The organism is Microcoleus sp. D2_18a_D3 (assembly GCF_036702455.1).
Classification (GTDB): Bacteria; Cyanobacteriota; Cyanobacteriia; order Cyanobacteriales; family Microcoleaceae; genus Microcoleus.
In genome coordinates this window covers 38,758-52,947 of sequence record NZ_JAUBTK010000003.1, presented here as the reverse complement: position 1 = coordinate 52,947, position 14,190 = coordinate 38,758, and the positions used below count along the sequence as shown (strand labels likewise).

Genomic DNA, 14,190 nt, shown 5'->3' with positions numbered 1-14,190 from the left:
GATCGAACTTTTACAAATTTGCTTGTTGCAAATAACGCTCCAAATCTTTAACCCGTTCTTGTGTCACCCTTGCTCTGCAATAACCGTAGGTAGAAGCAGCCAAAGTTCCACCTTCAAACTGCCCCATTTCATAATTGCAAGATTCATCTCTAAACTTGAGCCAACTACGCTGTGATACTATCAATCTTTGCTTTTGTTTGCTGTTGAGTTTCGGCTGAAGTTGCTGATATAGTTGATTGAGTTTTCTGTCTGCTGCCTTAAACTCTTGACTGGAACACGCATTCTGCTCCTGTGTAGTTTGAGGACTTTTGCAGTTAGGCTGTTGGGCGAGTTGTAAGGAAGTGTTGTTGGCTTTACTGGGAAGCAAAAATCCGGCTGTTAACAACAGCGAACTCGCGGCTAATTTGACCCAAATAGTGATTTTTTTCAAAATATTTACCTCTTTTTCAATCTTTAATTTTTTCGGGTTGAGCCGATCGCCAAATCCACCAAGCCGCCGCCCACAGAGTAAAATTGCCGATGAGAGTCATCCCCGCTTGCAGGGTAACGATCCATTCTAGGGCCGGAGAGTTGTCAAAATAGTGCCATGTACAGGCACACATAGCGCTGACGAGAGCGGGCAGCATTGCGGCGGAAAGGGCCCACCAAGCTCGGTTTTGAGTGACTTCGCCGTAAGTCCAAATTAACCAGATGGCGGCAATCCACTCGACGACGCTAGAGATGTGAATAATCCAGGTGGGAATTGACAAAGCGTGCATTTTTTGTATTGTGAACGAAGATGAAAGATTTATCTATCGGGACTTACGAAAGTGTCATATAAAGTATGATGCGTCATACAATTTTAGATTAGCGATTTGAGATTTTATGAGATTTGCGATTTGAGCTGACTGATGACGTAAAGCCTTGAAGCTTGCTGACAGTAGCATTTTTTTGGTAGTAGGATCAAATCTCAAATATCAAAAAAATCTAAAATCTAAAATCTAAAATAGTTAGATTCCCCATCACAAACAAAGAAAAGAGTAGAAATGCGAGCAATTTTGTGCGGCTATTACGGTAAAGGCAACGGCGGCGACGAGGCGCTGTTGGCATCGCTACTGCAAATGTTACCAGATGGGGTGACGCCGATCGTCCTGTCTGGCAATCCTGTCGAGACAAATCAGCGGTACGGGGTAGCTGCGCGCGATCGCATGAATGCGTTCCAAGTTCTCGAAGCACTCCGCACCTCCGACGCGCTAATTTGGGGCGGCGGTAGTTTAATCCAAGACGCTACTAGCATTGCGAGCCCTTTCTATTATGGGGGTTTGATGGGATTAGCGCAGCGGATGGGCTTAAAAACTGTTGCCTGGGCCCAGGGAATTGGGCCTTTGAAGCGCGAAATGACTCGCAAGTTATCTCAGCGCTGTTTTGCGGGATGCACCGGCGTCAGCGTGCGGGATAAAGGTTCAGCTACTTTACTTGCAGATTGGCAAATTCCCTTTACTTTAGCGCCTGATCCTGTGTGGGCTTTGGAGAATTCTCCCGTGTCAGGTTTGTGGGATTTACCTGCGCCCAGAGTTGCTGTTTGTTTGCGTTCTCATTCTACACTAACTCCCGCCCGTTTGTCAATCTTAACTCAAGCTTTAGTTGACTTTCAAAAAGCAACTCGCACCTTAATTTTGCTGCTGCCTTTTCAAGCGTCTCACGACTTAGAAATTGCCCAACATTTGCACGAAGCCCTGCCGAAAACGAGCCGCATCCTCAGTTTAGACGATCCGAGAAAATTGAAAGGAGTGTTCCGGGGAGTCGAAATGGCGATCGGGATGCGCTACCACAGTTTAATTATGGCAGCATCCGAAGAATGCCGCTGTTTTGCCCTCAGCTACGATCCGAAAGTCAGCCAGTTAATGGAAGAGCTAGAAATGCCAGGATACTTATTATCAGAATTGCCAGACGATCCTTATTTAATCAGCAAAACCTGGATTGAACACTATGCCAACGGCGACGCCTTATCTCCAGACCGGATAAAATTCATAGTAGAGCGATCGCTCTTTCATCGCGAAGTATTACGAGCCGCACTCCAGTAATCTCATTCAGAGGTGAAATACAATGACAGTCAGTACAGCCCACTTAAAAATTACCTGGGAAAAATTGCCAGACGATTTCATTTTAGACGAGGAACCTCTGCAAAATATCGACCAGCCCTTACTCGCTGCCGCCTTGCGAGAAATCTTAGAAATCGCGGGGCTAATAGAAGCAGGAATATTAATTGCTCCAAATATGGGCATTTGTGCCACAGTAGATAGCAAGCTAGTTATCAAAGCTCCAGATTGGTTTTATGCCCGCAACGTACAGCCGCTTTCTAGTCAAGAAATTCGTCGCAGTTACACTCCCAATTTAGAAGGAGACATTCCGGCGATAGTCATGGAATTTTTATCAGCTACTGCCAACGAAGAATATTCTAGCAAAAAAACTTATCCCCCCGGAAAATGGTATTTTTACGAGCAAATATTGCGAGTGCCAGTCTATGCACTTTTTGAACCATCCGCCGGAGTGTTAGAAGTCTACCAGTTGGGTTCATCAGGAAAGTATGAAGTACAACCACCAGATTTAAACGGCCGTTATTGGATTGCAGGAGTTGGGTTATTTCTGGGGGTTTGGCAGGGAACAAAAGCCGAAAGAACGGGATATTGGTTGCGGTGGTGGGATGAAAGCGGCCAGATGTTATTGTGGGGTGCAGAAATGGTAGAAAGAGAAAGGCAAGAAAGAGTAATCGCTCAACAGCAAGCCGAACAAGAACGAGAACGGGCCGAACAAGAACGAGAACGATCGCAAAGATTGGCCGCACAATTAAGAGCAGCAGGCATTGAACCTGAAGCCTAAAACAATAAGAGGTAAAATACCGTGACAGTCCGTACAACCGACTTGAAAATTATCTGGGAAAAATTACCAGATGATTTCATTTTAGAGGAGCAACCTCTGCAAAATATCGACCAACCCTTACTCGCTGCCGCCTTGCGAGAAATCTTAGAAATCGCGGGGCTAATTTTGGAGGGAACATTAGTTGCCCCTAATATGGGGATTTGTGCCACCTTAGATAATAAGCTAGTTATCAAAGCTCCCGATTTGTTTTATGTTCCCAACGTACAGCCGCTTTCTAGTCAAGAAATCCGCCGCAGTTACACTCCGAACTTAGAAGGAGAAATTCCGGCATTCGTCATGGAGTTCTTGTCAACTACTTCCTACGATGAATATTCTAACAAGCCAACTTATCCACCGGGGAAATGGTTTTTTTATAGACAAGTATTGCGAGTACCAATTTATGCACTTTTTGAGCCAGCCACAGGAGTGTTAGAAGTCTACCAGTTGGATTCATCAGGAGATTATCAAATACAGAAACCAGATTTAAACGGTCGTTATTGGATTGAAGGAATTGGGTTATTTCTAGGTATTTGGCAGGGTACAAAAGCCGAAAGAACCGGATATTGGTTGCGCTGGTGGGATGAGAGCGGAGAGATGTTATTGTGGGGAGCAGAGATGGTAGAAAGGGAGCGGCAGCGGGCCGATCGACTAGCTGCACAATTAAGAGCAGCAGGCCTCGAACCAGAGGCCTAATGCAATAATGAGCAATTTAAAATTGTCACTCTGCAATTTAAGATTGCTCATTAATTAAAAAGTAGGGAACAACATCGCAAAAATCAATATTTATCTGCGTTAATCCACGTTCATCTGCATTCATCTGCGGTTAAAAATTACATTCAGGAGACAGCAAAATTGGCCAGAGTAAGAGTGCGGGAACACGTCAATCCCCTATCAATTAGATATCAAGCATCTGCAAGTCCCCCGGATTGGACTAAAATCTATGCCGACTTAAATTTACCGCTGCATTTAGATATCGGCTGCGGCAGAGGACGGTTTTTGTGGCACATGGCGCAAATCCAAACAGACTGGAACTTTCTCGGCTTAGAAATTCGGGAACCTCTGGTAGAAGAGGCGAATCTGTGGCGGGACGAAAAAGGCTTGACAAATTTGCATTATTTGTTTTGCAATGCGAATAGTTCTCTGAAGCCCATTTTAGAAACTTTACCCGCAGGTATTTTGCAGCGAGTTAGCATTCAATTTCCCGATCCGTGGTTCAAGAAAAAGCACCACAAACGGCGGGTAGTGCAGCAGGAATTAGTTAATGAATTGGCAATTTATCTGGCAATTGGCGGCGAAGTTTTTATTCAGTCAGATATTGAGGAAGTAGAAAGAGAAATGTGCGATCGCTTTTCATCTAACCCCAGTTTTAAACGTCAAAACGGCGACAACTGGCTAGCAGAAAATCCCCTACCTGTGGCTACTGAAAGAGAAATTGCTACTTTGAAACGGGGCGAACCAGTTTATCGAGCACTCTATCAAAAATAATGCTCGCTTTTGCAAACTCACCTTTGTCATAAATGTTATAACTTACATCTTGCACCTTGGTTAGGAACAGGCAAGATGCCTGTTCCACAAAACTTAATTTTCTTGTGGAACGGGCATCTTGCCCGTTAGGAACAGGCAAGATGCCTGTTCCACAAAACTTAATTTTCTTGTGAAACCGCTTTCCGGCCTTTTCCACAAAACTTAATTTTCTTGTGGAACGGGCATCTTGTCCGTTAGGAACAGGCAAGATGCCTGTTCCACAAAACTTAATTTTCTTGTGGAACGGGCATCTTGCCCGTTAGGAACAGGCAAGATGCCTGTTCCACAAAACTTAATTTTCTTGTGAAACCGCTTTCCGGCCTGTTCCACAAAACTTAATTTTCTTGTGGAACGGGCATCTTGCCCGTTAATAAAAAAATTATTTTTAACTTAAACCCAAGATGGCAGCCACATCCGAATTTTCCATTCAATTTGCGACAAAGGCAGTCCCAAATAGATAGGCATCCAGAAAATAAAAGCACCCAAAACCAGAAAAATAATTGTTACCCCCATCCCTCGGAGTCGAGTTTGAGGGCTGTGCAGCCACCTGTCAGTCCACCAAGCAAGCGCTAAGGCTGCAAACACAGAACAGCCCATATAATGGTACAAAAATATGCAGCGAGTCACCTTCACCCAAGGCAGCAAATTAGCGGCCCAATTAACTATTAAATATAACCCCAGCCACATTTCAGCAGTCGGCGGAAACAAAATCGGCCGCTGCTGTTCTATCGTGTCAACAGAAGCCTCGCTGCGCGTTTGCACCCACACCAAAACCCGGTGAACTAAAACTCCTATTACTAGCAGTAAAGCTAAGGTTGAAAGCCACCAAAGCAATGGATTTCCCATTGCGTGAACGTCAAAAATTGCCTGAGTTGCACCTTCAGGTAACGGCGGCAACTCCGGATCTGGTTGGGCATTGCTGCTAGCAGTTTTGTAGAAGTAAACTATGGGGCGCAGCATCAAAGGCCAACTGTACCATGTGGAACAGTAAGGATGTACATCGGGGCCGCTTTTAATCCGCTGGTGATAAGTCAAAATTTCCGTTTGCATCTGCCAGAAATTGGGAGTTGGATTAAAGTGCAGGTGAGGAATCCAAGAGATGCTGTAAACTAGAATAGGAATAATAGCTAGACTTAAGCAGAGTTCTATAAAATTGAGTTGAGTCAGTTTTTGTACGGGACTTTCGGCAGGAATTAGAGGTGAATCTACCTCGCGGCTTTGTTCTTCATTTCCTCTGTTACCCTGGAACAAACGAACTGCCCAAGCACAGATTAAAATTAGATAAGTACCGAAAAGAAACCACAATCCGTTCCATTTGATAGCAGCAGATGCGCCGAAACCTATTCCGGCGAGTACGAGCCAAATCCAGCGCTTTTTACCTTGGGCTTCTACGGATTTTAAAATAAATAACTGACCTAAAATTCCAAATAAAACTAGATAAATGTTGTTCAGCGCGTAGCGAGACTCCACTAAAAACAAACCGTCGCAGGCGATAAATAAAGCAGCAATAAAAGCAAAGGTGCGGCGCGGAACTAGCTGATAAGCTAGTGCTCCCACAACTAGGGGAATAAAGGAACCTGTGAGAGCATTCAGCCAGCGGTAATCCCAAGGAGAAAGCAGGGAGCCAGCCCTAATGTTGACGGCTGTTTGTCCGAAGGGAAGGTGAGTGCCGATCCAAATGCCGATCGCAATTATGTACTGGCTAAGAGGTGGGTGAGCGTTGAAAAAAGGAGTTTTTGTGAGATAATTGTTGGCAAATTTAGCGTAGTAAACCTCGTCAAATACTAAAGTGTTAAATCGCTCTAATTCCCAAAAGCGCAGACTTAAGGACACGAGGAAAATGCCGAGCATTCCTAGGGAAAAAATAAAAGTGGATCTGTTAAATTGTTTTTTGTTGATTTTCATAAAACAGCAGCAAATAGTGGATGCTAGATTTGAGGGCGATCGCTAATTTAAAATTCCTGAGTTGAGACTAACGTAAAATAGGACTTGTGCCGAAACCGAATTTTTTAGGGGAAACCAGGTTTTTTGGAACAACTCGGTTTCTTAAACCCGGTTTCTAATAATGCTTGGAGAGTGCAGCGAGAAGCAGTAGCGACTATTGTTTCACCAAATGCTCCCGATCTAATTGGCAAGCAGGAAGGAAAAGGGTGCATCACAAGGTGCGATAGATTATGATAGCAGCTAATCATGTCTTTTTTGAGCGAGTGCTTATGAATCCCATACTTTCGATTTGGGGGCGTTGCGGGTTAGCTGTAGGTGCGACTATCCTGATGGGATCTGCGGCCGCGCCAAATCCCCAGACATTTGAAAGTTTTGCTGATTTCTGTACCAACAAAGAGAATTTGCCCCCTGAAACCAGACATACGGTGGAGGTGTTGCTATCAAAAGCAAAAACACAAGAGTGCGATCGCGCTCAAAAAACCCTGACTAATCTCACAGAACTTTCCCTAATTCGCAATCAAATAGTCGATATCAAACCATTATCAAAATTAACCAATCTGAGAGAGCTCAACCTCAGTATAAATCAAATAACAGATGTGCAACCCTTATCGGGACTGACTAATCTGAGATTTCTCACCCTCACTTCCAATCAAATCTCTGACGTGAAACCATTATCGGGACTGACTAATCTCACACTACTTTACCTAGCTGACAATCAAATAGTCGATATCAAACCATTATCAAAATTAACCAATCTGAGAAGGCTCAACCTCAGTGTAAATCAAATAACAGATGTGCAACCCTTATCGGGACTGACTAATCTGAGAGCCCTCGTCCTCAAATTCAATCAAATCTCAGACGTGAAACCATTATCGGGACTGACTAATCTGACAGAGCTTTTCCTCGAAGCTAATCAAATCATAGATGTAAAACCTTTAGCGGGATTGACTAATCTAACAGGGCTGTCCCTCGCATCTAATCAAATTGTAGATGTGACACCTTTATCGACAATGACGGAGTTGAATTTTCTTTATTTGAGTGGCAATAAAATCGCAGATTTGAAACCATTATCGGGATTGACAAATCTGATAGTGCTTTTCCTAGCATCCAATCAAATCGCAGATGTCAAACCTTTAGCGGGATTGACAAATCTGCCCACCCTAGACCTCAGTAGAAATCAAATCGCAGATGCCAAACCTTTAGCGGGATTGACAAATCTGACCACCCTAGACCTCAGTAGAAATCAAATCGCAGATGCCAAACCTTTAGCGGGATTGGTATATCTGACCACCCTGGATCTCAGTAGAAATCAAATCCCGGATGGGGAAGCCGATCGATTAATTCAGAAAAACAAACAACTATTAAATCAAAAAACAGATGAAGCCGAGCGATTGGTTGAGGAAGCTGGGCGACTATTCGATCGGGAAACAGCAGCATCTTACCAGGAGGCATTGCAAAAGTTTGATGCAGCGCGTTCGCTTTATCAAATGCTTAGAAATCGGGACAAGGAAGCTGAGACGCTGAATATAATGGGCTTGATTAGTAATAGATTAGGAGAAAGACAGCAAGCCCTGAACTACTACAAGCAAGCCCTTTCTGGGTCTCAGACTGTAGGCGATCGCCAGATGCAAGCCCTCATCCTCAACAATATCGGCGCCTTCTACTATGCTTTGGGAGAAAAACAGCAAGCCATCGACTACTATAACCAAGTCCTTTCCTTAATTCGGGAAATGGGCGATCGCCCTGAAGCAAGTATCAACCTCAGCAACATCTCGAACCTACCCGCAAACAGCGATACATCTTTGGGCGATCGCACTGCGGAAGCCACCACACTCAACAACATCGGCTTAGCCTACAACGATTTGGGAGAAAAACAGAAAGCAAAAGAGTATCTTAACCAAGCCCTTCCCTTATTCCGGGCTATGGGCGATCGGACTAAGGAAGCCACTATCCTCAACAATATTGGCATAGTCTACTATGATTTGGGAGAAAAACAAACAGCCCTCGACTACTACAAACAAGCCCTCGATTTGAGACAAAAAGCGGGCGATAGGCGTGGAGAAGCCAACAGCCTCAACAATGTAGGTAATACTTACTCAGAATTGGGAAAACTGGAGAAAGCAGAAGAATATTTCAACCAAGCCCTGCCGCTGTTTCGCACTGTGGGCGATCGTCCTGGGGAAGCTCTCACCCTCTACAATAGGGCTATTCTCAAAGGCGATCGAGGCAATTTAATCGCAGCCCTCACTGACATTGAAACCTCCATCAAAATCATCGAAAACCTCCGCACCAAAATTACCAACCACGAGCTCCGCATATCATACTTTGCCACCGTACAACACTATTACCAGTTATACATTGACCTGTTAATGGAACTGCACAAAACCAATCCCAACTCTGGTTACGATCGCAAAGCCTTAGAAGCCAGCGAAAGTTCCCGCGCCCGCAGCCTTCTCGAACTTCTTCAAGAAGCAAACGCCGATATTCGCCAAGGTGTAGCCCCGGAATTATTGCAGCAAGAACGCAATTTACAACAGCAACTCGATGCCTTAGAAACACGGCGAATCGAAACTATAAGCCGCCCCAATCATACCCCCGCAGAAAAAGCAGAATTAGACCAAAAACGGCAAACTTTACTAGGACAATATCAGGACATTCAAGCCCAAATCCGCTCCACCAGCCCCCGGTACGCCGCCCTCACCCAACCGCAACCTCTAACGCTTGCACAGATTCAACAACAAATCCTCGATGACAATACCATTTTACTCCAGTATTCTTTAGGGAAACATCGTAGCTATCTCTGGGCTGTGACTAAAACCAGCATCACCAGTTATGAATTGCCCAAACAGGTTGACATCGAAAAAGCCGCCCGCAATTTCCGCAATGCTGTGACTAACCCGCGCTACCGCAACATTCCCGATCGAGTTGCTGAAGCTAACAACACGCTCAGTCAAATTATTTTACAGCCCGTAGCAGCACAACTCGCTCAAAAACGCCTGCTGATTGTTGGCGATGGCATTCTCAATTACCTCCCCTTTGCCGCCCTCTCGCTCCCCGAAACACCAGGTAGAAATCCGAATCCGCCTTTAATTGTAGACCATGAAATTGTGCTGCTGCCTTCTGCTTCCACCTTGGGAATCTTAAGACAAAACTACAATGACAGACAACCCCCAACTCGGACTTTAGCAATGCTCGCCGATCCAGTTTTTAGCGCTAAGGATGAACGAGTCAGAACCCAGTCTAATAGCGGCAATCCCCAAGCAATCGAATCAGTAAATCTCGGTTTAAGCCGCTCTAGCCGCGCCAATAACATACAGTTGAGCCGTTTAAAATTTACACGCCAAGAAGCTCAAATCATTCAAGCATTAGTACCAGCCAATTCTCGTACCGAATCTTTGGATTTTGCAGCCAGCCGCGCCGCAGCAACCAGTCAGAACTTAAGCCAATATAAAATCATTCATTTTGCCACTCACGGTTTAGCGAATAGCACTAACCCGGAACTATCAGGAATCATCTTGTCACTGGTAGACGAAAAGGGCAATCCCTTAAACGGATTCCTGCGACTTACTGATATTTTCAATCTCAAATTAGCAGCAGATTTAGTAGTGTTAAGTGCCTGTCAAACCGGAATGGGGCAGAACATTCAAGGCGAGGGCATGGTAGGGTTAACGCGGGGATTTATGTATGCGGGGGCTCAGCGAGTTGTGGTGAGTTTGTGGAGTGTGGATGATGAAGGAACAGCTACGTTAATGTCGAGTTTCTATCAGGGAATGCTGCAAAAAGGGTTAACGCCAGCGGCAGCATTGAGGGCGGCGCAACTGGAAATGTTGAAGCAGGAAGAGTGGCGTTCTCCTTATTATTGGGCGGCTTTTACGCTTCAGGGGGAATGGCGATAAATTTTATGAAAAACAGTTATGATATCAAGTTTGATTAATTGCTGATCAATCTTATATGGTAATAGTCGAGCAAATTTTTGCGATTTGGCAGAATGCTTTTTGTGATTTTTTTTTGTACGCTGCTACTGCCATTCTATCCATTGCCTCACAATATTTTCTAGTTCCCCAGCAAACGAATCAGTTGCATAAAGATCAAAGTTATTAATCATCTCGCTTTTTTCTAAGGGAGACTCAGCTTGAAATATAGATTCATCTAAGTTAAAAAGCGATAATTGGCGAGACTCGTCATCCGATGGATTCTGGTGTAGGGATGTTTGCTGGCTGACAAAATCGCCCATCCGTTCGCAACCCTTAGCAAAACGGCGCAAAGTAGTTGCGATCGCCTCAGAACTATTATCAATTCCTATCCATCTCCTCCCAAACTCCGAAGCAACACTCAAAGTCGTACCCGAACCGGCAAAGCAATCGAGCACTAAATCATCAGGATTTGATGAAGCTCGAATAATTCTACTAACTAGATCACGGTTTTTCTCAGTGGGATAACCTGTAATTTTAATATTCTGATTGTGAGCATCGCGAAACTCTAGCCAAATATCTTGTACGGGAATCCCGCTACTGCTATCCAAATATATCTTGCGACGGGGATTTCCTGTTGCAGACCAATATATTTCCCCTCTAGCATCCATTTCATCTAGTGTTTGAGGTGGAAATTGCCAATGCTTTCCTGGTGGCGGATTCATCCCTCGCCAAGACTTTCCAGTTTCGCCATTTCGCACTCCAGGCGCATGAATCGGAACCTTTTTATATCGCCGTCCAGTTTCCTTTTCAATGTATTCATATTCTTTGTTGGCGCGCTTATCTGTCCATTCTTCAACAGGACGATTCCAGACATAAGTATCTGATTTACTATAAAACAGGATAAAATCTGAAACATTGCCGTAAGTCTTTTTTGTGTAGTTCTTTGGATTACATTTTTTGCGAGTAATCCAATTTCTAAAATTGCGTTGACCAAAAATTTCATCCATAATCACCTTGATATAAAAGGCCATTTTATCATCAAGATGGACATATATTGAGCCGTCATCAGCTAATAACTCTCTCAAGAGTATCAACCTCTGACGAATAAATTCAATATAGCTGTTCCCTCCTAATAAGTCAGAATAAGCCTCAGTCTGAGAACGTGATTGAAACACACTTTTAGTGGCAAAAGGCGGATCTATATAAATTAATCTTACTTTACCTTTTACTGAACTATCTTTAAGTAAAGATGCTATAATTGGTAAATTATCACCATAGTAAAGACGGTTTTCATTTGCCAGACTTAGCTGTTCATTGCTAGACCACAGTTTTACACATTCAGCTTGATGAGTGTCTAAAACTTCACTTGCAGGCACTTTTCCTGGATATGAAAAGCACGCATCCAAGCTATTGTTTAATTGGCTTTCACTAAAATTAGATGCAGCTTCACCCTGCGATTGTTTTTTTGAAATACCCGTAGCCATTGTCACTCCTATTTTCAAGAACGCAGCCATTCCACTGTAATCCGATCTGGAACCATACGCAGTGTCAATACAATAATCTTATCTTGCCAGCTATTTTCAATATTTGCGTAGTCATCCCACATCGATCCGAGTAAGAGACCAGGCCCATCATTCAGGAAAATTACTTTAGTTCTTAAGTTATGATTTTGTGTATAACTGAGGATTTCATCAGCGCAGCTACGATAACCACCTGTTCGGTCGTCTTCTTGTGCACCGCCTCTATCTGAATCATATCTTGCCAATCCTATTGCCAGCAAGTCATTTTCATTAATATCGTAAATCACAAAATCAACAGGACGTTTCGGGTTGGGATAGTTGACGAAGACATTTCCCATCAGGATATCTTTTCCTGCTCGCTCTGGCCCTCTGATTGCCAAGTAGGGAAAGTGTAAGCGGAATAAGGAGAAAAATCTTTCAGTTAGGTCGTATCCTTTGTTGCCACGACTTTTGTATTCCCACAACAAAGCTGACATTGCCTCGTCGGGAATTGGACGAGTCATGTATGCAGCTTGAACTTCTTGAACAGACCTAAAACGAGATCCAAACTGATTGCAAATATCCGCTGTCTTTTTTTTCCTTCTGAGCATTTCAACTGGAATCTCAGGGCTAACATACTTGCGAAACACCCTGAGAAGTTGAACTCGCATCCATGTGCTAGGAACCTCAGAAATCTGTATAAATAGGCGCACTGATGATTCAGAAGTCCTGAGTAATTGCCCAAACATTACTAAAACTGGTTCGTAAAGTTGGCAAGCCTCTTGTAATATATCTGGATAGTATTCTCCTGTCATCAAAGTTATCCAGTTGTGTCCATCTGGTTTGTAGTCTGCAAAAGAGTTGCGTCTTCCCGATATCATATTACTCACCCTTCATCTCACAATTAACTCCTTCATAAATTTCGCTCAATTGAATTTGAAACTAGATCGCCCCTCAAAACTAATCTAACATTATATCCAAAAAAAAGCGGTTCTGCTTGTCGCAGAACCGCCGTCACAGAGGATGAAAAATCAAAACTTAACGCACAGCGCCCTGTACTGAAGGTGATTCAATTGTTTTCATGAAGTACAGCTTCACTAATTGCCAGCCGTTCGACAGATACAAAGGCAATTTTTGGAAGAACTGCAAGAATTTCGGAGTATTAGAAGCAACAATTGCGGTCAACTGCTGATTGTTCTTGAGGCAAACATCCAGCCGTTCGTAAAACTCAGGATTGTTCACGTCCAGCATCACGGGGAATACGCGGCCTGCTGTTTCGTTGGTCTTTTTAATCACTTCGATGTCGTATTCGCGAGCATCGAGTCCGAGCGATCGATAAAAACCGGCGCGCTGGATATCATTGAGATACATTGTCGCGAACACTGACAGCAAGAAGAAACGGCACCAAAGCTTAGCGCGCCAATCGTTCAACATCTGAGGCTGAGCTCTCATCACCGCATCAAAGAAATCTCCGTGGCGGTTTTCATCTTGGCACCAATTTTCAAAGAATCGGAAAATCGGATAAATCTGGTCTTCAGGATGCGCTTTTAAGTGCTGATAAATCGTGATGTAGCGCCAATAACCGATCTTTTCAGACAAGTAAGTCGCGTAGAAAATAAACTTCGGCTTAAAGAATGTGTAACTCCGGCTCTTTGTCAAGAAACCCAAATCCAGGGACAAATTAAAGTCCGAGAGGGCTTTGTTGAGGAATCCGGCGTGCCGCGCTTCGTCCCGCGACATCAGGTTGAAACCCTCGGCGAGCACTGGATTTTTGTCTTTGAGCCTGCGTCCCAATTCTTTGTAAAGCAAGAACCCAGAAAACTCAGCGGTGCATGAACGTTCTAGAAACTCAATGAACAACTGGCGTTTTTCGCCGTCAATGTGATCCCAAGATTGAGCGAACTCCTCATCCCGCACAAAGTGGTTTTTGTTGTAGTCAACGCGGAACTCTTGGATAATTGCTTCTAGTTCGGCTTCATTTACCGAGATGTCCATTTTGGCCATCTCGTCAAAGTCGGTTGTGTAAAATCTCGGCGTGAGAATAGTTTCTTTGGCTGGGGCTTTCACTCCCGGCCGCAGTTCTTCAAAAGTGGGTTTTTTGAGGGAATCTACCATATTTTTATTGGATTTCTGCTTATAACTACTCGCTTGTTTCCATTGTCGGGTACTGCGGGCGATCGCGCTCGTGTATGTCCGGCCAGCGCTGGCGGCGCGCTTGCTTTGGCGCTCCGTGTGGAATCTAGGTCTAAGCTGCTGTAATTTCCACGCCCTCCAGTTTACCAAGCTCTCGCCCGCGCAAATATGTTGCTGGCGTTAAGAATTGCTACGCAGAATTACTCACTGGGCATGGGCATGGGGCATGGGCAAAACAGGGAATTGGGGAATTGGTAGTAAATAACCAATAATTTCGG

General features: G+C 44.2%; 12 protein-coding genes. 5 read left to right on the top strand and 7 right to left on the bottom strand.

Annotated features, from left to right (window positions below):
- Nucleotides 1-10: 10 nt before the first annotated feature.
- Complete coding sequence (locus QUB06_RS02615; RefSeq protein WP_333433984.1) at nucleotides 11-430, bottom strand: lysozyme inhibitor LprI family protein; 420 nt, start codon at nucleotides 428-430, stop codon at nucleotides 11-13.
- A 16-nt stretch (nucleotides 431-446) separates the two neighbouring features.
- Nucleotides 447-758, bottom strand: a complete 312-nt coding sequence (locus QUB06_RS02610; protein WP_333433983.1) for a DUF2499 domain-containing protein — start codon at nucleotides 756-758, stop codon at nucleotides 447-449.
- 267 nt (nucleotides 759-1,025) lie between these two features.
- Here QUB06_RS02610 and csaB point away from each other — a divergent pair, with 267 nt between their 5' ends.
- From csaB to trmB, 4 genes are all read left to right on the top strand, one after another.
- Nucleotides 1,026-2,063, top strand: coding sequence for a polysaccharide pyruvyl transferase CsaB (gene csaB / locus QUB06_RS02605; RefSeq protein WP_333433982.1), 1,038 nt, complete (start codon nucleotides 1,026-1,028; stop codon nucleotides 2,061-2,063).
- Between the two features lie 22 nt (nucleotides 2,064-2,085).
- Complete coding sequence (locus QUB06_RS02600) at nucleotides 2,086-2,859, top strand: Uma2 family endonuclease (protein ID WP_333433981.1); 774 nt, start codon at nucleotides 2,086-2,088, stop codon at nucleotides 2,857-2,859.
- A gap of 21 nt (nucleotides 2,860-2,880) precedes the next feature.
- The gene (locus QUB06_RS02595; protein ID WP_333433980.1) at nucleotides 2,881-3,591 is read left to right on the top strand and encodes a Uma2 family endonuclease; all 711 of its coding nucleotides are present in this window, start codon (nucleotides 2,881-2,883) and stop codon (nucleotides 3,589-3,591) included.
- Nucleotides 3,592-3,750: 159 nt separating this feature from the next.
- On the top strand, nucleotides 3,751-4,383 hold the full coding sequence (gene trmB, locus QUB06_RS02590; RefSeq protein ID WP_333433979.1) for a tRNA (guanosine(46)-N7)-methyltransferase TrmB: 633 nt from the start codon (nucleotides 3,751-3,753) through the stop codon (nucleotides 4,381-4,383).
- On the opposite strand, the gene QUB06_RS02585 is transcribed toward trmB, so the two are convergent.
- Both QUB06_RS02585 and QUB06_RS02580 read right to left on the bottom strand, forming a co-directional pair.
- Nucleotides 4,334-4,630 (bottom strand): hypothetical protein, encoded by a 297-nt coding sequence (locus QUB06_RS02585; protein WP_333433978.1) that lies wholly within the window; start codon nucleotides 4,628-4,630, stop codon nucleotides 4,334-4,336. The two genes, trmB and QUB06_RS02585, sit on opposite strands and share 50 nt — an antisense overlap.
- A gap of 182 nt (nucleotides 4,631-4,812) precedes the next feature.
- The gene (locus tag QUB06_RS02580; protein WP_333433977.1) at nucleotides 4,813-6,327 is read right to left on the bottom strand and encodes a phospholipid carrier-dependent glycosyltransferase; all 1,515 of its coding nucleotides are present in this window, start codon (nucleotides 6,325-6,327) and stop codon (nucleotides 4,813-4,815) included.
- Nucleotides 6,328-6,635: 308 nt separating this feature from the next.
- Here QUB06_RS02580 and QUB06_RS02575 point away from each other — a divergent pair, with 308 nt between their 5' ends.
- Entirely contained in the window at nucleotides 6,636-10,262 is a 3,627-nt protein-coding gene (locus QUB06_RS02575; RefSeq protein WP_333433976.1) for a CHAT domain-containing protein, read from the top strand.
- Nucleotides 10,263-10,384: 122 nt separating this feature from the next.
- Here the strand turns inward: QUB06_RS02575 and QUB06_RS02570 are convergent, their stop codons facing one another.
- The 3 genes from QUB06_RS02570 to acsF form a co-directional block, all read right to left on the bottom strand.
- The gene (locus QUB06_RS02570) at nucleotides 10,385-11,764 is read right to left on the bottom strand and encodes a site-specific DNA-methyltransferase (RefSeq protein ID WP_333433975.1); all 1,380 of its coding nucleotides are present in this window, start codon (nucleotides 11,762-11,764) and stop codon (nucleotides 10,385-10,387) included.
- Between the two features lie 14 nt (nucleotides 11,765-11,778).
- Nucleotides 11,779-12,660, bottom strand: coding sequence for a hypothetical protein (locus tag QUB06_RS02565; protein WP_333433974.1), 882 nt, complete (start codon nucleotides 12,658-12,660; stop codon nucleotides 11,779-11,781).
- A 157-nt stretch (nucleotides 12,661-12,817) separates the two neighbouring features.
- Nucleotides 12,818-13,894, bottom strand: a complete 1,077-nt coding sequence (acsF, locus tag QUB06_RS02560; RefSeq protein ID WP_333154677.1) for a magnesium-protoporphyrin IX monomethyl ester (oxidative) cyclase — start codon at nucleotides 13,892-13,894, stop codon at nucleotides 12,818-12,820.
- Nucleotides 13,895-14,190: the final 296 nt, after the last annotated feature.